General features: G+C 73.7%; 21 protein-coding genes. 5 read left to right on the top strand and 16 right to left on the bottom strand.

The window, feature by feature from the left end; translation table 11 throughout:
- Positions 1–80: 80 nt before the first annotated feature.
- From ACFZBX_RS14350 to ACFZBX_RS14330, 5 genes are read right to left on the bottom strand one after another with little or no spacing between them, the layout of a single operon-like run.
- Entirely contained in the window at positions 81–1,112 is a 1,032-nt protein-coding gene (locus ACFZBX_RS14350; protein ID WP_391533961.1) for an ABC transporter ATP-binding protein, read from the bottom strand.
- Positions 1,109–2,128 carry an ABC transporter ATP-binding protein gene (locus ACFZBX_RS14345; RefSeq protein WP_391533960.1) on the bottom strand — a complete coding sequence of 340 codons (1,020 nt, stop codon included), beginning with the start codon at positions 2,126–2,128 and terminating at the stop codon, positions 1,109–1,111. Before ACFZBX_RS14345 ends, ACFZBX_RS14350 begins: the two co-directional genes overlap by 4 nt.
- A complete protein-coding gene (locus ACFZBX_RS14340) occupies positions 2,125–2,991 on the bottom strand; it encodes an ABC transporter permease (RefSeq protein ID WP_391533959.1) in 867 nt (288 codons plus the stop codon). The genes ACFZBX_RS14345 and ACFZBX_RS14340 overlap by 4 nt, the downstream gene beginning before the upstream one ends.
- Complete coding sequence (locus ACFZBX_RS14335; protein ID WP_391533958.1) at positions 2,978–3,949, bottom strand: ABC transporter permease; 972 nt, start codon at positions 3,947–3,949, stop codon at positions 2,978–2,980. Before ACFZBX_RS14335 ends, ACFZBX_RS14340 begins: the two co-directional genes overlap by 14 nt.
- Positions 3,946–5,514: an ABC transporter substrate-binding protein gene (locus tag ACFZBX_RS14330; RefSeq protein ID WP_391533956.1), complete on the bottom strand. Its 1,569-nt coding sequence runs from the start codon at positions 5,512–5,514 to the stop codon at positions 3,946–3,948. The genes ACFZBX_RS14335 and ACFZBX_RS14330 overlap by 4 nt, the downstream gene beginning before the upstream one ends.
- A 268-nt stretch (positions 5,515–5,782) precedes the next feature.
- On the opposite strand from ACFZBX_RS14330, the gene ACFZBX_RS14325 reads away from it, so the two are divergent.
- A complete protein-coding gene (locus ACFZBX_RS14325; RefSeq protein WP_391533955.1) occupies positions 5,783–6,424 on the top strand; it encodes a TetR family transcriptional regulator in 642 nt (213 codons plus the stop codon).
- A 4-nt stretch (positions 6,425–6,428) separates the two neighbouring features.
- Here the strand turns inward: ACFZBX_RS14325 and ACFZBX_RS14320 are convergent, their stop codons facing one another.
- The gene (locus ACFZBX_RS14320; protein ID WP_391533953.1) at positions 6,429–7,226 is read right to left on the bottom strand and encodes a GntR family transcriptional regulator; all 798 of its coding nucleotides are present in this window, start codon (positions 7,224–7,226) and stop codon (positions 6,429–6,431) included.
- A gap of 171 nt (positions 7,227–7,397) precedes the next feature.
- On the opposite strand from ACFZBX_RS14320, the gene ACFZBX_RS14315 reads away from it, so the two are divergent.
- Positions 7,398–8,165, top strand: a complete 768-nt coding sequence (locus ACFZBX_RS14315) for a tyrosine-protein phosphatase (RefSeq protein ID WP_391533952.1) — start codon at positions 7,398–7,400, stop codon at positions 8,163–8,165.
- On the top strand, positions 8,162–9,940 hold the full coding sequence (locus tag ACFZBX_RS14310; protein WP_391533951.1) for a glycoside hydrolase family 3 protein: 1,779 nt from the start codon (positions 8,162–8,164) through the stop codon (positions 9,938–9,940). The genes ACFZBX_RS14315 and ACFZBX_RS14310 overlap by 4 nt, the downstream gene beginning before the upstream one ends.
- A 26-nt stretch (positions 9,941–9,966) precedes the next feature.
- Here ACFZBX_RS14310 and ACFZBX_RS14305 read toward each other — a convergent pair whose 3' ends face one another.
- Genes ACFZBX_RS14305 through ACFZBX_RS14295 form a run of 3 tightly spaced genes read right to left on the bottom strand, consistent with a single transcriptional unit; the run spans position 9,967 to position 12,050 of the window.
- Entirely contained in the window at positions 9,967–10,875 is a 909-nt protein-coding gene (locus ACFZBX_RS14305; protein ID WP_391533949.1) for a transporter substrate-binding domain-containing protein, read from the bottom strand.
- A 21-nt stretch (positions 10,876–10,896) separates the two neighbouring features.
- A complete protein-coding gene (locus tag ACFZBX_RS14300) occupies positions 10,897–11,631 on the bottom strand; it encodes a hypothetical protein (RefSeq protein WP_391533948.1) in 735 nt (244 codons plus the stop codon).
- Between the two features lie 2 nt (positions 11,632–11,633).
- Positions 11,634–12,050, bottom strand: coding sequence for a hypothetical protein (locus tag ACFZBX_RS14295; protein ID WP_391533947.1), 417 nt, complete (start codon positions 12,048–12,050; stop codon positions 11,634–11,636).
- A gap of 209 nt (positions 12,051–12,259) precedes the next feature.
- On the opposite strand from ACFZBX_RS14295, the gene ACFZBX_RS14290 reads away from it, so the two are divergent.
- Together ACFZBX_RS14290 and ACFZBX_RS14285 are read left to right on the top strand one after the other, a co-directional pair.
- Complete coding sequence (locus ACFZBX_RS14290) at positions 12,260–12,826, top strand: DUF4291 domain-containing protein (protein ID WP_391533945.1); 567 nt, start codon at positions 12,260–12,262, stop codon at positions 12,824–12,826.
- 85 nt (positions 12,827–12,911) lie between these two features.
- Complete coding sequence (locus ACFZBX_RS14285; protein WP_391533944.1) at positions 12,912–13,319, top strand: RidA family protein; 408 nt, start codon at positions 12,912–12,914, stop codon at positions 13,317–13,319.
- A gap of 72 nt (positions 13,320–13,391) precedes the next feature.
- Here the strand turns inward: ACFZBX_RS14285 and ACFZBX_RS14280 are convergent, their stop codons facing one another.
- From ACFZBX_RS14280 to ACFZBX_RS14250, 7 genes are all read right to left on the bottom strand, one after another.
- Positions 13,392–13,826 carry a YybH family protein gene (locus ACFZBX_RS14280; RefSeq protein WP_391533942.1) on the bottom strand — a complete coding sequence of 145 codons (435 nt, stop codon included), beginning with the start codon at positions 13,824–13,826 and terminating at the stop codon, positions 13,392–13,394.
- A gap of 110 nt (positions 13,827–13,936) precedes the next feature.
- On the bottom strand, positions 13,937–14,488 hold the full coding sequence (locus ACFZBX_RS14275) for a hypothetical protein (RefSeq protein ID WP_391533940.1): 552 nt from the start codon (positions 14,486–14,488) through the stop codon (positions 13,937–13,939).
- Positions 14,489–14,634: 146 nt separating this feature from the next.
- Positions 14,635–15,654 carry an N-acetylglucosamine kinase gene (locus ACFZBX_RS14270; RefSeq protein WP_391533938.1) on the bottom strand — a complete coding sequence of 340 codons (1,020 nt, stop codon included), beginning with the start codon at positions 15,652–15,654 and terminating at the stop codon, positions 14,635–14,637.
- 130 nt (positions 15,655–15,784) lie between these two features.
- Positions 15,785–17,080: a 6-phospho-beta-glucosidase gene (locus ACFZBX_RS14265; protein WP_391533936.1), complete on the bottom strand. Its 1,296-nt coding sequence runs from the start codon at positions 17,078–17,080 to the stop codon at positions 15,785–15,787.
- Positions 17,080–18,003, bottom strand: coding sequence for a carbohydrate ABC transporter permease (locus ACFZBX_RS14260; RefSeq protein WP_391533934.1), 924 nt, complete (start codon positions 18,001–18,003; stop codon positions 17,080–17,082). The genes ACFZBX_RS14265 and ACFZBX_RS14260 overlap by 1 nt, the downstream gene beginning before the upstream one ends.
- 14 nt (positions 18,004–18,017) lie before the next feature.
- A complete protein-coding gene (locus ACFZBX_RS14255) occupies positions 18,018–19,016 on the bottom strand; it encodes a carbohydrate ABC transporter permease (protein WP_391533932.1) in 999 nt (332 codons plus the stop codon).
- A gap of 39 nt (positions 19,017–19,055) precedes the next feature.
- Positions 19,056–20,417 (bottom strand): ABC transporter substrate-binding protein, encoded by a 1,362-nt coding sequence (locus ACFZBX_RS14250; RefSeq protein ID WP_391533930.1) that lies wholly within the window; start codon positions 20,415–20,417, stop codon positions 19,056–19,058.
- Positions 20,418–20,473 lie beyond the last annotated feature (56 nt).

The following is a 20,473-nucleotide window of genomic DNA, read 5'->3' as shown; positions in this document are numbered from 1 at the left end:
GTCGGCCGCTCGGCTTCTCGGCCGGTCAGCCGGTGCGTTCCTGCGAAGCGTCGGGCTGCCGGCCGCCCAGCCCGGGAATGCTACCGGGTCGGCGTCGCGGCCGCTCCGGTGTCCACGGACGCCGCCTTCGTCCCGAGCGGCCGGTGGCAGGCGACGGTCCGTCCGGGCGACACCTCGCGCAGTCGCGGCACCTCGGCGGCGCACCGCTCGTCGGCGAACGGGCAGCGGGTGCGGAACCGGCAGCCGGACGGCGGGTCGAGCGGGGACGGCGGGTCGGCGGGCAGCAGGCCGGTGTCGCCGAGCGGACGGCCGGGCTCGGGGACGGCGGCGAGCAGCGCCGCGGTGTAGGGGTGGGCGGGTGCGGCGAGCACCTCCTCGGTGGGGCCCTGCTCGCAGAGCCGGCCGAGGTGGAGCACCGCGACGTCGTCGCTGACGGCGCGGACCACGCCGAGGTCGTGCGAGATGAACAGGCTCGCCAGGCCGCGTTCCTCGGTGAGCCGGCGCAGCAGGTTGAGCACGGTCGCCTGGGCGGAGACGTCGAGCGCCGAGACGGCCTCGTCGGCGATCAGCACCCGCGGTTCGGCGGCGAGCGCGCGGGCGATGGCGACCCGCTGGGCCTGGCCGCCGGAGAGCTGGGCGGGCCGGCGGTCGCCGAACAGCGCGGCCGGCAGGCCGACGGCCTCCAACTGCTGCTCGACCACCGTCGCGCGGTCCACCGACGGGTCCGGGTGGGCGTCCAGGGGTTCGGCGACGAGGTCGCGCACGGTGCGGCGCGGGTTGAGCGAGGAGACCGGGTCCTGGAACACCATCTGCATCCGGGGGCGCATTGCCCGCAGCGCGCGCGGGGCGAGCGAGCCGAGGTCGGTGCCGTCCAGGGTGACGGTGCCGGTGGTGGGCGGGGGCAGCCGCAGCAGGGCCTTGGCGATGCTGCTCTTGCCGGAGCCGGACTCGCCGACCAGGGCGAGGGTGCGGCGTTCGCGCAGTTCCACGTCGACGCCGCTGACGGCGTGCAGCGGGCCGGAGCGGGTGCGGTGGACCACGGACAGCCCGGTGGCCGCCAGCACCACGGGGGTGTCGGCGCCGGTCGAGGGGGCGGCGGGGGCGGTGGTCATGCGGCGGCCTCCTCGGCCTTGGCCGGCGGTGCGGCCGACGGCGTGAGCGGGAAGTGGCAGGCGGCCGTGTGCCCGGCCCCGGCGCGGTGCAGCGGCGGCGCGTCCGTCGAGCAGAGGGCCTCGGCGCGCTCGCAGCGGGGCGCGAACGGGCAGCCGGGGACGGGCTTGGAGAGGTCCGGCGGCGAGCCGGCCACGGCGGGCAGGGTGCGCCGCAGCGGCCCGGTGACCCGGGGCACCGAGCGCAGCAGCGCGGCGGTGTACGGGTGGGCGGGCGTCCCGGTGACGGTCTCGGTGGGCCCGGTCTCGACGACCCGGCCGCCGTACATCACGGCGATCCGCCGGGCGCGGCCGTAGAGCAGGCCGATGTCATGGGTGATCAGCAGGGTGGCGAGGCCGCGGGTCTCGCGGTGCCGGTCGAGCAGGTCGAGCACGGTGCGCTGGACGGTGACGTCGAGCGCGGTGGTGGGCTCGTCGGCGAGCAGCAGGGCGGGGGAGCCGGCCAGCGCGGCGGCGATGCCGACGCGCTGGCGCAGGCCGCCGGACAGCTCGTGCGGGTAGGCGCGGGCGCGCCGGGCCGGGTCGGGGACGTCGACGGCGGCGAGCAGTTCGGCGGCGGTGCGCAGCCGCTCGCGGCGCGGCATCCGGCGCCGGTTGGTGAGCGACTCGGTGACCTGGTCGGCGATCCGGACGACCGGGTTGAGCGAGGTCATCGGGTCCTGGTGGACCATCGCGATGCCGGTGCCGAGCAGTTCGGCGCGCCGGGCGGCGCTCGCGGTGAGCAGGTCCTCGCCGCCCAGCAGCACCGAGCCGGTGGTGGTGGCCCGGGTGGTGCGCGGGTGGACGCCGAGCACGGTGCGGGCCAGCACGGACTTGCCGGAGCCGGACTCGCCGACGACGCCGAGGCACTCCCCGGCGTCGATGGTGAGGTCGATGCCGTGCAGCACGTGCAGGGTCCGGCCGTCGGGGGTGTGCAGGGTGGTGTCGAGCGAGCGGACTTCGAGAACGGGGGCGGTCATCCTCGCCCTCCCTTCGAACGGAGCTTCTCGCCCAGGTAGTTGAGGGCGAGGACGGTCAGGCAGAGCACCGCCGCCGGGGCGAGCGAGATCCACGGGGCGCTGCCGAGCGTGGTCCGGCCCTCGGCGATGATGCCGCCCCAGGACGGCTCCGGCGGGCGGAGCCCGAAGCCGAGGAAGCTGAGCGATCCCTCGGCCACGATGGCGACGGTGGTGGCGGTGAACGCGAAGGTCAGCGCGATCGGCGCGACGTGCGGGACCACCTCGCGGACCAGGATGCGCAGCGGCGCGGTGCCGATCATCCGGGCGGCCTGGACGAAGCCGCGCTCGCTGAGCGACAGGACGACGGCACGCACCACCCGGGTGAAGTGCGGCACGGTGAACAGGCCGATCAGCAGGCCGATCGTCGACAGGCTGGGCCCGCGCAGCGAGACCGCGATCATCACCACGATCAGCGTGGGCACGGACATCAGCAGATCGGTGACGAAGCTGATCAGCTTGTCCACCGGGCCGCGGAACCAGCCGGCCGTGATGCCGAGCGCCCCGCCGCCGAGCAGGCCGACGGCGATGGTCAGCCCGGCGACGGCGAAGGAGGCCCCGGCGCCGGCCACGGTCCGCTGGAGGACGTCGCGCCCGGCGGCGTCGGTGCCCAGCCAGTGGCCGGGGCCGGGGGCGGCGGAGGGGTTGGCGAAGTCGCCGTGCAGCGGGTCGAAGCCGGGCAGCAGCGGGAGCACCACGGCGGCCAGCGCGACGACGGCCAGCCAGCCGCCGGCGAGGAGCAGGCCGGTGGACGGGCGGCGGCGCACCGCGGCCTTGCGCGGCGCGGCGGCGGCAGCGGGAACGGGGACGGTCTCAGCGGCGCTCATCGGCGATCCTCGGGTCGATCGTGCGGTACAGCAGGTCCACGGCGAAGGTGGCCGCCACCACGGCGACGGCGCTGACCACCACCACCCCCTGCACCACCGGGAAGTCGCGGCCGTTGATCGCCCCGGCCACCAGGCTGCCGACGCCGGGCACCGCGAACAGCGACTCGACCAGCACCGATCCGCCGAGCGACGTCCCGATGCCGATCCCGACCAGGGTGACCAGCGGCAGCGAGGACGGCCGCAGCGCCCGGCGCAGCAGCAGTCGCGCGGTGCCCATGCCACGGCTGCGCGCGGCGGCGACGTACGTCTGGTCGAGGGTGTCGATCAGCTGGCCGCGCAGGGTGCGGGTGAAGACCGCGGCCTCGGTGAGGCCGAGGGTGAGCGCGGGCAGCACCAGATGGCGCAGGTTCTCCAGCGGGTCCTCGGTGAACGGGGTCCAGCCGGTGGCCGGCAGGATCCGCAGCTGGACGGCGGTGAGCCAGATCAGCAGCAGGCCGAGCACGAAGCCGGGTACGGCGAGCCAGACGAACGCGCCGGCGGTGGCGATCCGGTCGACGGCGCCGCCCGGCCGCCAGGCCGACCAGAGCGCGACCGGCAGGGCCACACCGAGCGCCACCACCTGGGCGGCGACGAAGAGTTCGAGGGTGACCGGGATCCGGTCGGCGAGCTCGCCGGTGACGGCGGCTCCGGTGGAGAGCGAGTGGCCGAGGTCGCCGTGCAGGGCGTCGACGAGCCAGTGCCAGGTGGCGGCGAGCACGTTGTCGTCCAGGCCGAGCTTGGCCTCGTACGCGGCGACCTGCTCCGGGGTGGCGGTGGGGCCGAGCGCGGCGAGGGCGGGGGAACCGGGCATCAGGTGCGGCAGCGAGAGCGCCGCGACGGTGACCAGCAGGAGCACCGCGGCGGCCCGGCCGGCCCGTCCGGCGCCGCGCCCGATGGTGCGCAGGGTCGAGGGCGTCACTTCTTCACCCACAGCAGGGCCGGGGAGACGTTGACGACGGTCCGCTTGGAGACGTCCGGCAGGCCGCCGACCTTGGCGGAGGCCAGCAGGCCGACCTGGTTCTCGGTGAGGAAGAGCATCGGGGCCTCGGCGACGACCTCCTGCGCGGCCTCCTGGTAGGAGCGGGCGCGCTGGGCGGGGTCGAGGGTGCTGCGCCCGGCGGCGATCGCCTGGGCCGCCTTCGGGCTGTTCCAGCCGGTGAAGTTGTAGGGGCCGTCGGGCAGGTAGAGGTTGGCGAGCGCGCCGTCGGCGTCGCCGAACATGCTGGTGACGAAGTCCATCACCTGGAACTTGCGCTGGAACATGGCGGTGTTGAGGCCGGCCGGCTCCAGCGGCTTGATGGTCATCTTCACACCGGCCTCGGCGAACATCTGCTGGAGCACGGTGGCCCGCTGCTGGCCCTCGGGGCGGCTGTCGACCAGGTACTCGAAGGAGAGGTCGGAGTGGCCGGCCTCGGCGAGCAGGGCGCGGGCCTTGGCCGGGTCGTGCGCGGGGTACTCGGCGGCGCCGGCGGCCCGGTAGGGGGAGGCGGAGGCGATCGGGCCGTCCGAGACCTTGCCCTGGTCGAGGTAGACGATCTTCTCGACGGCCGAGCGGTCGACCGCGTGCTGGAGCGCCTTGCGCACCTTCGGGTCGTCGAAGGGGGCGGCCTTGGTGTTGAACAGCACGGTGGAGGTGGAGCCGGGGCCGGTGACCGCGCGCAGTCCGTCGGCGGCGGCCTGCTTGAGCTGGGAGGGGGTCTCGCCCCAGACGAGGTCGGCGTCGCCGGAGCGCAGCGACTGGTAGCGGCTGTCGGAGTCCGGCAGGACCTTGTAGACCAGCTTGTCGGCGTGGCCCTTGGCGCCCCAGTAGGAGGGGTTGCGGTTGAGGGTGACGGAGACGCCGGGCTGCACGCTCTCCACGGTGTACGGGCCGGAGCCGACGGCCGGGGCGTCGGGGGCGGCCGGGGCCTCGGAGATGTAGCCGAGGGAGCGGGTGAACAGACCGGGGAAGGCGGCGTTCGGGGCCTTGAGGGTGAAGCCGAGGGAGGTGGGGGAGTTGACCGTCATGGCGCCGATGGTGGCGACGTCGGCGACGCACGAGCACTTGGCCTCGGGCTTGCCGAGCCGGGTGACGTGGTCGACGACGGCCTGGGCGTCGAGGGGCTTGCCGTCGCTGAAGGTGACGCCCTCGCGCAGTTCCAGGGTCCAGGCGGTGCCATCGGCGTTCGGGGTGAAGGACTTGGCCAGGTAGGGCTGGACGGCGCCGTTGTCGCCGTTGACCATCAGCGGGTCGTAGAGCGCGTTGGCCAGGATCATCTGCGGCATCGAGGTGAGGCTGCTGTCGGCCGGGTCGAGCTTGGCGAAGGGGCGGTCGAGGCCGATTCTCAGGGTGCCGCCGTCGACGGCGGGCCCGTCGTCCTTGGGGGCGGCGCCGACCGCGCCGCCGCCGGAGACCGCGTCGTCGGAGGCCGAGCAGGCACCGGCGGTGAGGACCAGGGCCGTGGTGCAGAGCGCGGATGCCAGAACGTGCGTGTGCCGCTTCATGATTCCTCGGGGGATTCGGGGGGCTTCGAGGGAGGGGGAAATCCGGCGGGCGCAGCCGGACCGGTGGCCGCCGGACCCCACTCTTTGGAAGTGGCACAACTGCCAATTGGCACTTGTGCAAACTCTGCATGACGAACCGGCGACGACTTGGCGCTCGGCTTGAGCGGGCCACGCCGGGCGTGATTCGGTACGACTGCGGCCGCGTGCGGCAGGTCGGTCGACGATCAGGTCGGTTGACGGGCAGAGCAGTTGACGAGGAGCGAGCAGGATGCAGGGGCAGGGGACGGGCACCGTGGCGGAGCCCGGGCTGCGCGACCGCAAGCGGGCGCGAACCAGGCAGGCCATCCGCACGGCGGCACTCGACCTCTTCGAGGAACAGGGCTTCGAGGCCACCACGGTGGACCAGATCTGCCGCCGGGCCGACATCGCCCACCGCACCTTTTTTCGCTACTACGAGTGCAAGGAGGCGCTGCTCTTCGGCATGGACTTCGGCCTCGCCGTCCTGGACGCCTTCGCCGCCGCGCCCGCCGACCTCGGTCTCTGGGCCGCCTTCGCGCACGCCAGGATCACCACCGACGGGCGGTTGGAGGAGCCGGCCGAGCACACCGCCCGACGCCGGGCGCTGCGCCGGCGGTTCATCGGCATCCGGACCGTGCACGACTTCGCGCTGATCATGATCGACGCGTTCGCACAGCGGGCGGCGGCGGTCGCGGCCGAGCGGCTGGGCGTGGACCCGGCCGTCGACCTGCGGCCGCAGGCGCTCGCCGCGCTGCTGGCGGGCATTACCCGCCGGCACGTCGTCGACGGGGACGAGACGCGCTCGCTGCAGGACTGGGCGGAGGCGTTCCGGGAGCTGCTCGGGCCGCTCGACGGCCTCGGCCCGGCCGTGGCGACGGGAGCCGCCCGGTGAGCGGCTACCGGGCGGGCCCCGGGCCGCCCGGCTCCCGGTAGTGCAGCACGAACCGCGCGCTGCTGCCGTCGATGCGCCGCCGCACGTACAGGGCGGGCGTGCCGTCCGGCGTGCAGCTGACGCCCTCGCGGACCAGTAGCGCGGTGCCCGGCGGCACCCCGAGCAGCTCCGCGTCGGCGAGGTCCGCGCCGATCGCGCCGAACGCCCGCCAGTCGTACTCCAGTTCCACCCCGGTGGCCCTGGCCAGGTCGAGCACCAGGTTGCCGGGGCGGCCCGGCCGCACCAGCTCGGCCGGCAGTGGCCCGGACGGCACCCAGTAGCTGTTCGCCGCCCGGGGCCGGCCGCCGATCCTGATCACCGTGTCCACCCGGGACAACTCCTCGGTGGTGCGGCCCAGTTGGCGGGCCGCCTCGCCGTCCTCGGCGGAGCCGGCCACCGGCGGCGCCGCCACTACGAACTCGCCGTCGCCCTCGCCGCCGCCCGGCGCGTCCGCGTCGAGCGGCAGCCCGCGGTGCACGCTGCCGAGGTCGAACCGCTGGCTGCGCGGGTCGACCGCGATCGACAGCCGCACGGCCGGCGGGCGGACGAAGGTCCCCACGCCGCGCCGGATCTCCACCACCGCGGCCCGCTCCAGCTCGGCCACCGCCTGCCGGACGGTCAGCCGGTTGACGCCGAACTCGGCGCTCAGTTCCGGCTCGCTGGGCAGCCGGGAGCCCGCCGGGTACCTCCCGGCGGCGATGCGCTCCTGGAGCTGCCGGGCCAGCCGGCGATACAGCGGGGTCTCGCTTCGATGCGTTGCCACGCGCCAGATCCTACGGAGCCGGGTGGCGGCTTCCGTCCCTGGTTGTCCGGATGTTCACCCGGGCGTTGCTTGCCCGCCGCGCCACTCCCGAGGTAGACATCTAGACGTCTAGATGTCTCATCGCCTCTCCTCCTCCCGCACCGAACCCCCCACCACCGAAAGGCCCCCGCCGTGACCCTGGTCAACTTCCGCGACCCCGCCGCCCTCGCCGACCCCGAGGGCCGCTGGGTGCGCCCCGGCGTCATCCACCGCTCCGCCCAGCCGTTCCCGGCCGCGGACGCCGCGATCGTCGAGCAGCTGCGCTCCGCCGGCATCGTCACCGTCATCGACATGCGCGGCGAGGCCGAGGCGGACGCCGCGGACTGGGCCGCCGCGCAGGCCGACGGCGTCGAGGTGGTCGCCGCCCGGATCGAGCCCACCGACGACGGGGCGCTGGAGGCGGCCATGCGCACCATGACCGAGGACGCCGACCTCGGCGCCTTCTACCTGCTGATGGCCGAGTCCGCCCCCGGCGCCGTCAAGCTCGCCGTCGAGGCCGCCGCCCGCCCGGGCGGCCTGCTGCTGCACTGCGCCGCCGGCAAGGACCGCACCGGCTTCCTGACCGCCATCCTGCTCGACCTGCTCGGCGTGCCCGCCGAGGAGATCGTCGCCGACTACGCCCGCACCAACCAGGCGCTCACCCAGATCTTCGAGGGCCTGGCCGAGCGCAACCGCGCCGCCCTGAACGACTTCAACGCGGGCTCGCTCACCGTCCCCCGCCCGCTGCTGGAGGCCCCGGCCGACGCGATGGCCGCCTTCCTCGACCTCGTCCAGGCCCGCTACGGCGGCACCGAGGGCCTGCTCGCCCACTGCGGGGTGGACGCCGCGACCGTCGAGGCCTTCCGCGCCAAGGCCGCCGCCGGCGCCACCGCCGAGCCGACCGCCGAGGTGACCGCATGAGGACCGTGCTGCACCACACCGACGGGACGCCGTTCCGCGACCTCAACCACAACGGCACCATGGAGCCCTACGAGGACCCGCGGCTGCCTGTCGAGGAGCGCGTCGAGGACCTGCTCGCCCGGATGACCCTGGAGGAGAAGGCCGCGCAGATGCTGCACGGCCGGATGCTCCCCGGCGGCCAGGGCCCGTTCCCCTCCAACGCCCACCTGATCACCGAGCGCGGCCTCACCGCCTTCGGCATGATGGCCGTCCCCGACGCCCGCACGATGGCCGAGTGGAACAACCACGTCCAGGACCTCGCCGCCGCCGCCCGCCTCGGCATCCCGGTCACGCTCGCCTCCGACCCCCGGCACGGCTTCCACCACAACCCCGCCACCGCCTTCACCGGCGGCGGCTTCTCCACCGGCCCCGAGCCGATCGGCCTGGCCGCGACCGACGACGCCGCCCTCGTCGAGGAGTACGCCGCCGTGATCGGCCGCGAACTGCGCGCCGTCGGCATCCGGATCGCCATCCACCCGATGGCCGACCTCGCCACCGAGCCCCGCTGGGCCCGGATCAGCGGCACCTTCGGCGAGGGCCCGGAGCGCGCCTCGCGGATCATCGCCGCCTACATCCGCGGCCTCCAGGGCGAGTCCGTCGGCCCGCACAGCGTCGCCTGCATGACCAAGCACTTCCCGGGCGGCGGCCCGCAGTACCGGGGCGAGGACTCGCACTTCGCCGCCGGCCGGCGCCTGGTCTACCCGGGCGGCGCCCTCGACCGGCACCTGCGCCCCTTCGAGGCCGCCTTCGAGGCCGGCACCGCGCAGATCATGCCCGCCTACGCCATCCCCTCCGGCTCCGGGCTCGCCGAGGTCGGCGCCAACTTCAACCATGACGTCATCACCGGCCTGCTGCGCGGCAAGTACGGCTTCGACGGCGTGGTCTGCACCGACTTCAACGCCATCACCGGCATGGACGTCCCCGGCATCGTCTCCCTGCCGCCCCGACACTGGGGCGTCGAGGAGCTGTCGGTGCCCGAGCAGGTGGCCCTCACCCTGCACGCCGGAGCCGACCAGCTGGGCGGCGAGACCGACCCCGAGCTGATCCTCGGCGTGGTCCGCTCCGGCGCCGTGACCGAGGCCCGCCTCGACGAGTCCGTCCGCCGCATCCTGCGCGACAAGTTCCGCCTCGGCCTGTTCGACGACCCGTACGTGGACGCGGACGCCGCGGTCGAGCTGGTCGGCGCCCCCGAGTCGCGGGCGCTCGGCCGCCGGGCGCAGTCCCGCTCGCTGGTCCGGCTCGCCGGCGGGCCGCTGACCGGCGAGCGGATCTACGTCGAGGGCGTGGACGCCGAGGTCGCGGCCCGCTACGGGACCGTCGTCGAACGGCCCGAGGACGCCGATGTCGCGGTGCTGCGCCTGGCCACGCCGTACGAGAAGCGCGAGGGACTGCTGGAGCAGGCCTTCCACTCCGGCTCGCTGGAGTTCGAGCCCGCGGAGGCCGCCCGGGTCGCCGCCCTGGCCGACGTCGTCCCCACCGCCGTCGTCGCCCAGCTCGAACGCCCCGCCGTCCTCACCCCGCTCGCGCCGCACGCGGCCCTGCTGATCGGCGAGTTCGGCGCGGTGGACGAGGTCGTCCTGGACGCCGTGTTCGGCCGCTCGCCGATGACCGGCTCGCTGCCGTTCGACCTGCCCCGCTCGGACGCCGCCGTCGACGCCGCCCGCGAGGACGTGCCCTTCGACACGGAGGACCCGCTCTTCCGCTTCGGCCACCCCACCGCCCCCCGGCAGGCCTGACACCCGCGCGGCCGGCGCACCCGGGCTCAGTCCACGGGTGCGCCGACCGGGCGGTCGCGGCAGGAGACGGCGTCGATCTCGGTCTCCGTGGGCCTGGCCTCGTTGCGCCGCTCCAGGGGCAGCCGGGGCAGGTTGTTCTCGACGTCGCGGTCCCACTCGTTGCTGACCACGTACTTCTTCAGCGCGTCCCGCAGCCGCTCGCAGTCCTTGCGGTGGCCCTTCACCATGGCGACGCCGTAGTCGTTGGTCTCCGCGAACGCGATCGCCGGCGCGACCGCCAGGGTCGGCTCCGCCTCCATGAAGCCGTAGAGGATCAGCTGGTCGGTGGAGACCGCGTCGACCTCGCCGGCCTTGAGCGCGTTGACGCAGTAGCCCGCGTCGTCCTCCTCCCGCAGCCGGATCGCCTGGTAGGCGGGCTTGCGCAGCTCGTCGGCCGAGGTGGTGCCCTTCCACACGCACACCAGCCGGCCGTTGAGGTCCTCCAGGGTGCGGAAGCGCTCCAGGTCGGCCGCCCGCACCAGCATGCCCTGCTGGGTGGAGGCGTAGGGGCCGACGAAGTCGAGCCCGTCGCCGCCCTCCCCGGCCGGGAGCATCCGCCGGGCGGTGATCGAGAAGGTCGCCACCACGAGGTCGACCTCCCCCTCCCGCAGGGCGGGGGCGCGGTTCCTGGAGAGGATGCCGTTGAAGATCGGGGGTTCCGCCCCGACCCGGTCCAGCAGTTCCCTGGCCACCGCGATGTCCAGCCCGTCGAAGTCGCCGGCGTGCCGTTCGAGGCTGGTGCCGGGCTGGTCGCTCTTCGCCCCGACCCGGACCTTCTTCCGGTCGGCGAAGATCGACGGATCCGGGTCCGCCCCGCACCCCGCGGCGGTGACGGCGAGCAGGGCCGCCGCCGTGGCGGCCCTGAGCGGCGGCACCCGCCGTCTCTTGTCCTTCATGTGTTCCCCCCATGGTTCCGGTCAGTTGTTGAAGAGCGTCCCGTCGGCCTTCGCCACCCGCATCACGCAGTTCTGCCGGGTCTGCAGCGAGAGCTCGACGACCACCTCGCCGCGCTGTCCGCCGAGGTCGAACTCCACCACGGACTGCGCGGGCACCTGCTGCACACCCGGGGTGACCCCCGGCGTGAGGACCGTCAGCGTCGCGGTCGTCCGGTGGACGCAAGTCGGCGCGGCCGGATCGTCGTCCGCGATGGTCAGCGCGAGCCGGAGCCGGTCACGGGCCTTCCCCGGGGCCTGCGCCGGCAGCACGAGGGTCTGCGGCCCGGTGGCGGTCAGCGGCCCGGTGCCCCGGACGGAGACGTCCACCGGGATCTCGCCGTTGCGCCGGACGTTCTCCAGACCGGCCAGGCCGAGCAGGGAGAGGACCAGCGCGGACGCCAGGACGAGCAGGCCCGTCCTCGGCCACTTGCGGGAGGCCCCCACCGATCCGGTGACGGCGCACTTCACCGACAGCACGAAGCCGGGCCCGAGGGCGGCGTAGAACCAGAGGTACTGGCTCTGCGGACCGCCGGGCCAGGACAGGGCCGCGTACCCGGCGGTGCCGACGGCCAGCAGGAGCGGCAGCGGCGCCACGAGCGGCCAGGAATCGAGCTTCTTCAGGAAGTTGAACGTGGAGCGGTAGACGTGGCCGATGCTCCACGAGTTGTCGCCGTACGTCCTGATGTCGGTCCGGTCCGGGCCCGGGTGCTCGTCCACCGCTAGTTGCCGAAGTTGAACGTGGAGTTCTCGATGTGGGCGGCGTTGAACGCCCGCTCGCCGTACGAGTTGATGGTGACCGTCCGGACGGCCTCCACCAGTCGCTCCGCCGAGGGCGGTTCCGCCGCCGGTCCGCGCAGCCAGGTGGCCAGCGCCTCGGCCAGCCGGGCGCGGTCGTCCTCGCCGAGGCCGGTCAGCAGGCCGTCGATCCGCTCCTCGGGCAGGTCATGACGGTCCAGCACCTCGGCGACCTCGCCGGAGCGCCGGCCGAACAGCCGGCGGAAGAAGCCCTCGCCCGTGTCCGCCGTCCCGGTGGCGACGCGCTGGGCGGCCTCCTCGGCCAGATGGGTTCCGAAGGCGGTCGCGGCGACCGTGAAGTACGGAGCGATCGCGGTGATGTCGGTGAGCAGCTCGGACACAGGCCCCCCAGAATGTCCTGGCCACTCGCTGTCGGTGGCCGCGGCGACTGCGATGGTAGCGATCGAGGGGCGGTGGCGCACCGGTCCTCGCCGAATCGTTTCCGGGGCCCGCGGCCCGCGCGGCGGGCGGGGCGGAGAGCCGCAGGTCGGCGGGGGCGCGGCGAAAACCGTTCGCGCCGGGCGGCGGTGCGCTGGCAGAGTCCGCCGTCATGCAGCACCTGTACGGGATCCGGGCCGACTTCGACGCCGACACCATCGTGGTCTACCAGGCGTACGCCCCCGTGGTGGCCGGGCCGGCGCTCGCCGCCGGGCGGTTCGTCGCGCCGTTCTCCTTCGGGCGGATGACGTGGATCAAGCCCTCGTTCAACTGGCTGATGCACCGCAGCAACTGGGCCCGCAAGCCCGGTCAGGAACGCGTGCTGGCCGTCCGGATCACCCGGGCGGGCTGGGAGGAGGCGCTCGGCCGGGCCGTGCTCACCACCGGCGACCCGGCGCTGCTGGAGCGCGCCGAGGTGCACGTCCAGTGGGACCCGGAGCGCTCCCCGCGCGGCGCCGCGCTCAACCACTACAGCATCCAGGTCGGCGTCGGCCGCACCCTGATCCGGACCTTCGCCGAGGAGTGGATCACCGGGATCACCGACCTCACCCCGCAGGTGCGGCGGATCGCCGGCCTGCTCCAGCAGGGCCGCACCGCCCAGGCGCAGCGCCTGCTGCCCCCGGAGCGCCCGTATCCGCTCCCGCGCCCGCTCGCCGCCAGGATTGGTGCGAACGGGTGATGTTCCGTCAAGTGCCGAATGATCGCGGGCCGGTGCGGTGTTCTCCTGGTCGAACCGCGGGCACCGCACCGGAGAGGAACCACCCGTGACCGACAACCGCACCATCATCAACCCCGCCGACCTGCACGACCCCAGGCCGTTCGGCTACAGCCACATCGTCTTCGCCCCCGGCGAGACGGTCTACCTCGCCGGGCAGTACGCCTCCGACGCCGACGGCCAGGTGGCGGTGGAGGGCTTCGCCGCCCAGGTCGAGCTCTCGCTGGAGAACCTCCGCCGGGCGCTGACCGCCGTCGGCCTCGGCTTCGAGAACGTCGTCCGGCTCGGCTCGTTCATCGTGGACCACGACGAGGAGAAGCTGGCGGTCCTCAACAAGGCCCTGCGCTACACCTGGGGCGAGCGCCTGCCCGCGCAGACCCTCAGCGGGGTCGCCACCCTGGCGCTGCCCGGGATGCTCGTCGAGATCGACGCCATCGCCGTGCGCCCGGCCCCCTGACGGACGGTGGAGCCGCCTCCCCGGCACGATCACGGGATCGGGAGGCGGCCCCGGTCCGGGACCGGTCAGGAACTACGCCGCGGACTGGGCATCGACCGCGTTGTTCTGACCGGCCACGATCTTCCACCCCTCCGGCTGCCGGGCGACCACGTAGAGCGCCCGTCCGTGCGGACCCTCCACCGGCCGGCCCTCGGCGTCGGTGGGCGTCTGGGCCACGTTGACGGCGACCACGCCGTCCGCGATCGCCAGCAGCTTCACCACCTCGTACCGGGCGAAGGAGTCCTTGAGGAACTCCCGCATCGCCGGCGCGCTGAACCCGGTGATCTCGGCCCGCCCGTCCAGCCGCCGCCCCGCCGCGTTGGTCCAGGACGCCCGCTCGCCGAACTGCGCGCCGAGCGCCTCCGCGTCCTTGCGGTTGAACGCCTCCTCCAGCGCCGCGACCACCCCGGTCACCGCCTCCCGCACCTCCGCCGGTACGTCCCCCGCCACCAGCACCTCGCCTGCCATGACCAGCACCCCTCCCCGAACCCGGTGACATCCGGCGGTGATCACCGCCGGACCCCCATCCGACAACCTCAACCGCCCTTGAGGTCAAGTCCGGGGGCCGCCGGGCCCGGTCAGCGGTCCGAAAGCTCCCGGATCCGGGTGATCCGGCCGCGGGAGTCGAGGACGATCTCGTAGGTGTTGCCGTAGCAGGCGTACGGGGGCTCGGGGGCGGCGGCGGGGGTGAGGCAGGTGTCCAGGTGGTCCAGCAGGACGGGGAGCTGGACCTCCTTGGCGGGCTCGTCGTGGGGGAGGTCGACCAGGGTGGCGGTGGCGTGGGCGGCGAGGGGGTGGACGGCGGGCGCGGCGTCGGGGGCGCAGGTGGGGCGGACGGTGAGGCGGCCGGCGGTGGCGTCGAGGACCTGGACGGTGCGGCGGGTGGTGTGGGCGGCGCAGAGGGCGGGGGAGTAGGCGTCGGGGGCGGCCCCGAACACGTCGGCCCCGGCGTCCTCGGGGGCCGGGGGGTCCACGGCGTCCTCGGCGTCCTCGGCGTCCTCGGGGTCCTCAAGGCCGTCCGAGGCCATCGCCAGCGTCGGGTCCTCGTCGATCGGGGTGCAGGCGGCGAGCCCGGTGGTGGCGGCGCAGCAGAGCAGCACGGCGACAAGGAGGCGACGGGGCGCGGTCATGGGGTGAAGTCTCCCAGGAGCCGGCCGGACGGGACATCCGGAAGCGCGTGGAATCCGCCGGACCGGGGCCGGACGGCGGCCCGCCCCCGCCGGGTGTGCGGACCCGGCGGGGGCGGAGGCGGGCTGAGGCGGGCTGAGCGCGGCTGCTACGCCGCGACCGGGTGCGCGGGGTCGTAGGCCTTGCGGACCCGCTCCTGGGCCTCCGGCCCGGCCTCCAGGTGGTCGAGGCCGAGCAGCGCCGCGCCGAGGACCGGCGGGGCGACGACGACCCGCGGCTCGGCGAGCGGCGCCACCGCCGCCAGCCGGTCCGTCAGGTTGTCGAGCAGCAGCGGCTGCCGGGAGGCGAGCACCCCGCCGCCGAGCACCAGCGGGGTGGGCGTCTCCAGCAGCTCCAGGCGCCGCAGGGCGACCACGGCGAGCCGGACGATCTCGTCGGCCTGCCGGTCGATCAGCGACAGGGCGGTGGCGTCCCCGGTCCCGGCGACGGCGAAGAGCACCCGGACGATCTCGTGCAGCCGGGCGGACGGCAGGTGCCCGAGGTGGACGGCCTCGGCGACGGCGCCGGTGGTCGGCAGCCCGAAGTGCTCGGCGATGGCCGGGGCCAGGCCGGTCGGCCCGCCGCGCCCGTCCTCCGCCCGGACGGCGTGCCACATGCTGGCGCCGGCCAGGCCCCAGCCGCCGCCCCAGTCCCCGGTGAGCTGGCCGAGGGCCGGGAACCGGGCGGTGCGGCCGTCGGGCAGCAGGCCGACGCAGTTGATGCCGGCGCCGCAGACGACGGCGACGCCGCGCGGACCGTCGGTGCCGGCCCGCAGCAGGCCGAAGGTGTCGTTGACGACGGTGTTGCCGGCACCCCAGGGGTGGGACTCCAGGGCGACGCGCAGCGCCTCGTCCTCGACCGGCAGGTCGGCGTTGGCGAGGCAGGCGCTGACGTGGGTGGTCAGCGGGCCGCTCCAGCCGGTGACGCCGGCGGCCGTGGCGGCCTCCGCGACCAGCGGGGCGAGTCCGGCGACGGCGGCGGCGGCGCCGACGGACGCCGGGGCGAAGCCGCCGCCCCGGGCCGAGCCGAGGACGGTGCCGTCGGCGCCGATGAGCGCGACGTCGGTCTTGGAGTTGCCGGCGTCGATGGCGAGGACGCCGGGCAGGTGCGGTTCGGGCTGGTGGGTCATTGGGGTTCCCGCGGCTCGTCGTACGTGGCCCGGCCGGGGGTCTTTCCCGGCCGGGGGTGGCGTGGCTGCGCCCGCGATCCGGCCCGCACTCCCCCACGGAGCGCGGGCCGGAGACCGGGGGCCGGGCGGGTCAGGCCCGCGCCCAGCGGAGGTGCTCGCGGTTGTGGGCGAGCAGCCGGTCCGTCAGCTGGTCGGCGAGTTCGATCTGGCCGACCAGCGGGTGGGCGAGCAGTGCGTCGAAGACCCGGTCGCGGCCGCCGCGCAGGGCGGCGTCCAGGGCGAGGTGCTCGTACGCGGTGACGGCGGCCACCAGGCCGGCGTACAGCGGCTCCAGCGGGCGCTGCGGCAGCGGGCGCACGCCCGCCGCGTCGACCTCGGCCGGCACCTCGATCACGGCGTCGTCCGGCAGGAACGGCAGCACGCCGTCGTTGCGGGTGTTGACGACCTGCACGGAGGTGCCGCCGCCGGTGCCCAGCAGCGCCGCGATGAGCTGCACCGCCGCCTCGGAGTAGAACGCCCCGCCGCGCTTGGCGAGCAGCTCCGGCTTGGTGTCCAGGGCCGGGTCGGCGTACATCTCCAGCAGTTGCCGCTCGATCTCGGCGACCTCGGCGGCCCGCGAGCCCTTGGTCCTCAGCTCCTCCACGACCAGGTCGTGCTGGTAGAAGTACCGCAGGTAGTAGGACGGCACCATGCCGAGCCGCTCGATCACCCGCTGCGGCAGGTGCAGGTCCTCGGCGATCTCCTTGCCGAAGCCGGCCAGCAGTTCCGGCAGCACCTCGCGCCCGCCCGCCGCGCCCGGGGCGTCGAGCAGGGTGACCCCGCGCTCCCAGGTGAGGTGGTTGAGGCCGACGTGGTCGAGCCGGACCAGCTCCGGCTCGACGCCCAGGTGCTTGGCGAAGCGCCGCTGGAAGCCGATGGCGACGTTGCACAGGCCGACGGCCTTGTGGCCGGCGTTCTGCAGGGCACGGGTGACGATGCCGACCGGGTTGGTGAAGTCGACGATCCAGGCGTCGGGGTTGGCGCGCCGGACGGTCTCGGCGATGTCGAGCACCACCGGGACGGTGCGCAGCGCCTTGGCGAGGCCGCCGGCGCCGGTGGTCTCCTGGCCGACGCAGCCGCACTCCAGCGGCCAGGTCTCGTCCTCGTTGCGGGCCGCCTGCCCGCCGACCCGCAGTTGCAGCAGCACCGCGTCGGCGTCGGCGACACCCGCCGCGACGTCGGTGGTCGTGGTGACGACCGCGCCGTGGCCCTGCTTGGCGAAGATCCGCCGGGCCAGCCCGCCGATCAGCTCCAGCCGGTCGGCGGCCGGGTCGACGAGGACGAGTTCGCCGATCGGCAGGGTGTCGCGCAGCCGGGCGAAGCCGTCGATCAGCTCCGGGGTGTACGTCGAACCGCCGCCAACGATGGCCAGCTTGAGTGTGGACATCAGCCCTTGACCCCTGTCAGTGTCACGCCTTCGATGAAGGCCTTCTGTGCGAAGAAGAAGAGGACGATCACCGGGGCCATCACGAGGAGGGTGGCGGCCATGGTGAGGTTCCAGTTGGTGTGGTGGGCGCCCTTGAAGGACTCCAGGCCGTAGGAGAGCGTCCAGGCGTCGTGGTTGTTGCTGGCGTAGATCTGCGGGCCGAAGTAGTCGTTCCAGCAGTAGAAGAACTGGAACAGCGCGACGGCGGCGATGGCGGGCTTGGCCATCGGCAGCACCACCCGCAGCAGGGTGCGCAGCTCGCCGCAGCCGTCGATCCGGGCCGCCTCGATGTACTCGCGGGGGATGGTCAGCAGGAACTGCCGCAGCAGGAAGATCGAGAAGGCGTCGCCGAAGGCCATCGGGATGATCAGCGGCCAGAGCGAGCCGCCCAGGCCCATCTGCTTCGCCCAGAACAGGTACATCGGGATGATGGTGACCTGCGGCGGCAGCATCATCATCGCGATGACCGCCATCAGCGCCAGGTTGCGCCCGCGGAAGCGGAACTTGGCGAGCGCGTAGGCGACCGGCAGGCTGGAGACGATGGTCAGCACGGTGCCGAGGCCCGCGTACAGCAGGGTGTTGCGCCACCAGGTGAGGAACCCGGGGGTGTCGAGCACCTTCCCGTAGTTGCCCCAGTTCCAGGAGGTCGGCCAGTAGTCGGTGGTGAGCGCCTGGCCGTCCGACATCACCGAGGTCAGGAAGGCGAAGGCGAACGGCAGCAGGAAGAACAGCCCGGCGGCGACGGCCAGCGAGTGGACGGCCACCCAGTTGAGCAGCGCGCGGCGGCGGGCGGTGCGGGCGGCGGCGGTGACGGGGCCGCGAGCGGCGCCCCGGCCCGGCCGCTTGCCGGGTGCCTCCGCGGGGAGGGTCTGGCTGAGAGTCATGATTCGTGTCCCCGCTAGTCGTCGCTGGCCATGAAGCCGGACCGGCGGCGCATCAGCACCGAGGTGACGGCCATCGAGATGACGAACAGCACCAGGGCGACGACGCACGCCGCACCGTAGTTGAAGCGCTGGAAGCCGAGGTTGTAGACCATCTGCGGCAGGGTCCAGGTGGAGCCGGACGGGTAGCCGGGCTCGAACTGCTGGCCGGAGTTGCCCGCGATGCCGCCGGCGACCTTCCCGGCGACGATCGCCTGCGTGTAGTACTGCATGGTCTGGATGACGCCGGTGACCACCGCGAACATGATGATCGGCGAGATGTTCGGCAGCGTGACGTACCGGAACCGCTGGAACGGGCCGGCGCCGTCGAGCTCGGCGGCCTCGTACTGCTCCCTCGGGACGTCCAGCAGGGACGCCATGAAGATGACCATCAGGTCGCCGACGCCCCACATGGCGAGCAGGGTGAGCGCGGGCTTGGACCACTCCGGGTCGGCGAACCAGCCGGGCTGCGGAAGCCCGATCTCGCCGAGGAAGTGGTTGACCGGGCCGGTGCCGGGGTTGAGCAGGAAGGCGAAGGCGACCGTGGCGGCCACCGGCGGGGCCAGGTACGGCAGGTAGAAGGCGGTGCGGAAGAGGCCCACGCCGCTCTTGATCTTGGTGATCAGCATGCCGATGCCGAGGCCGAACGCCACCCGCAGGCTCACCATGATGACGACCAGCCACAGGGTGTTGCGCAGGCCCTGCCAGAACGCCGGGAGGTCGTTGAAGACGTAGTCCCAGTTCTGCAGGCCGTTGAGGGTGGGCGAGCCGAAGCCGTTGTACTTGGTGAACGAGAAGTAGATGGTCGAGATCAGCGGGTACAGGAAGAAGACGCTGAAGCCGATCAGCCAGGGGGAGAGGAAGGCGAGGGTGCGGGCCGCCGCCCGGCGGCGCTTCCGGCGCAGCAGCTGCTGCGCGGGAGGCGCCGCCGGGGCGGTCGCTCCGGCCCCCTTGCGGGTGGCGGACGCGAGTGACATGGGAGCTCCGTGGACGGGCCGGCCGGGACGCGCCGGGCGCTACTTGGCCTGGGCGATGGCGGCGTCGATCTCCTTGGCGGTGGCCGCGAGGCCGGCCGTGAGATCGGTCTGCTTGCCGGACTCGTAGTCGTAGCCGAGGTTCTGCAGCGAGACGATGTAGCCGCCGCCGTTGACCACCGGCGGCGTGGTGCCGGAGTTGGCGTTCTTCGCGATGTTCACGAAGGTCTTGAAGTTCTCGTCGGCGATCAGCTTCGGCGACTCCAGCGCGGCGAAGGTGCTCGGCACGTTGTGGATCGCGTTGGCGAAGGAGACGACCGCGTCGGTGTCGGTGGTCAGGAACTTGACGAACTCCCAGGCCGCGGCCTGCTTCTTGCTGGTGCTGGCGATGCCGACGATGGTGCCGGTCTGGTAGCCGCGGCCGTAGGTGCCCTGCTGGTCGTCCGGCACCGGGAACGGCGCGGTGGCCCACTCGAAGTCCGGCTTGTCGGTGGCGAGCGAGGCGGTGCGCCACTCGCCGTCCATGGCCATCGCGACCTGGCCGGTGTGGAACGGGTTCTTGGCGCTGAACTCCTCGCCGAAGGTGGCGCGGAACTTCTCCAGCTTGTCGTAGCCGCCGAGCTGGTCGACCAGGCCCTTCTGCCAGTTCATCATCGCCGCGATCTTCGGGTCGGTGGCGATGGTGGACTTGCCCGCGGCGTCGAAGTAGCTGGGGCCGTACTGGCCGAGGAGGTGCTCGGTGGTCGACTCGTAGCCGTGGTACAGCGGCATGAAGCCGAGCTGCTTGTAGCCGTCGCCCTCGGCGATGGTGAGCTTCTTGGCGACCTCGGCGAACTCGCTGAAGGTCTTCGGCGGGTTGGTGATGCCCGCGTCGGCGAAGGCCTTCTTGTTGTAGTACAGGCCGAAGGCGTCGCCGAGCAGCGGCAGGGAGCACTGGTTGCCCTGGAACTGCGTGTAGTTGAGCATCGCGGCCGGGAAGGTCTTGGCGGCGTCGATGCCGTCCTTGGCCAGCAGCGGCTTCAGGTCGACGAAGGCCTTGGTCGAGCAGAACATGCCGACGTTGTTGGTGGTGAACGAGGAGACCACGTCGGGGGCCTCGTCGCCGCCGGCCCGCAGCGACTGGTTGACCTTGTCGTCGGCGATGTTGCCGACGGCCTTGACCTTGATGTTGGGGTGGGCCTTCTCGAAGGCGGCGACGTTGTCGTTGATCGCCTTCACCTCGGCCTCCTGGCTCCAGCCGTGCCAGAAGGTGATGGTGACGTCCTTGCCGCTCGCCGAGTCGTCACTGGCGCCGCCGTCGCTGCTGCCGGTACAGGCGGTGGCGAGAAGGGCGAGGACGGCGCTGCCGGTGACGGCGGCGACGGTCCGGCGGCTTCTGCGCGAGCGTGAGGTGGTGGAGTGCACTTCGAGGTCCTCCTGGGGCTGCGCGGGCAGGCGTCATTGCCTCGGGTCCCGCGTTG

It is taken from the genome of Kitasatospora sp. NPDC008115, from assembly GCF_042957205.1.
Lineage (GTDB): Bacteria > Actinomycetota > Actinomycetes > Streptomycetales > Streptomycetaceae > Kitasatospora.
The sequence above is the reverse complement of the archived record's forward strand: the minus strand, read 5'-3'. Positions and strand labels throughout refer to the sequence as shown.

Excerpts from the sequence above, each read along its gene's own strand:
- ACFZBX_RS14280 (WP_391533942.1), bottom strand. The coding sequence starts at position 13,826 with ATGGCAGGCGAGGTGCTGGTGGCGGGGGACGTACCGGCGGAGGTGCGG.
- ACFZBX_RS14345 (WP_391533960.1), bottom strand. The coding sequence starts at position 2,128 with ATGACCGCCCCCGTTCTCGAAGTCCGCTCGCTCGACACCACCCTGCAC.
- ACFZBX_RS14350 (WP_391533961.1), bottom strand. The coding sequence starts at position 1,112 with ATGACCACCGCCCCCGCCGCCCCCTCGACCGGCGCCGACACCCCCGTG.
- ACFZBX_RS14265 (WP_391533936.1), bottom strand. The coding sequence starts at position 17,080 with ATGTCCACACTCAAGCTGGCCATCGTTGGCGGCGGTTCGACGTACACC.
- ACFZBX_RS14260 (WP_391533934.1), bottom strand. The coding sequence starts at position 18,003 with ATGACTCTCAGCCAGACCCTCCCCGCGGAGGCACCCGGCAAGCGGCCG.
- ACFZBX_RS14290 (WP_391533945.1), top strand. The coding sequence starts at position 12,260 with ATGCAGCACCTGTACGGGATCCGGGCCGACTTCGACGCCGACACCATC.
- ACFZBX_RS14270 (WP_391533938.1), bottom strand. The coding sequence starts at position 15,654 with ATGACCCACCAGCCCGAACCGCACCTGCCCGGCGTCCTCGCCATCGAC.
- ACFZBX_RS14310 (WP_391533951.1), top strand. The coding sequence starts at position 8,162 with ATGAGGACCGTGCTGCACCACACCGACGGGACGCCGTTCCGCGACCTC.
- ACFZBX_RS14330 (WP_391533956.1), bottom strand. The coding sequence starts at position 5,514 with ATGAAGCGGCACACGCACGTTCTGGCATCCGCGCTCTGCACCACGGCC.
- ACFZBX_RS14275 (WP_391533940.1), bottom strand. The coding sequence starts at position 14,488 with ATGACCGCGCCCCGTCGCCTCCTTGTCGCCGTGCTGCTCTGCTGCGCC.
- ACFZBX_RS14340 (WP_391533959.1), bottom strand. The coding sequence starts at position 2,991 with ATGAGCGCCGCTGAGACCGTCCCCGTTCCCGCTGCCGCCGCCGCGCCG.
- ACFZBX_RS14255 (WP_391533932.1), bottom strand. The coding sequence starts at position 19,016 with ATGTCACTCGCGTCCGCCACCCGCAAGGGGGCCGGAGCGACCGCCCCG.
- ACFZBX_RS14305 (WP_391533949.1), bottom strand. The coding sequence starts at position 10,875 with ATGAAGGACAAGAGACGGCGGGTGCCGCCGCTCAGGGCCGCCACGGCG.
- ACFZBX_RS14325 (WP_391533955.1), top strand. The coding sequence starts at position 5,783 with ATGCAGGGGCAGGGGACGGGCACCGTGGCGGAGCCCGGGCTGCGCGAC.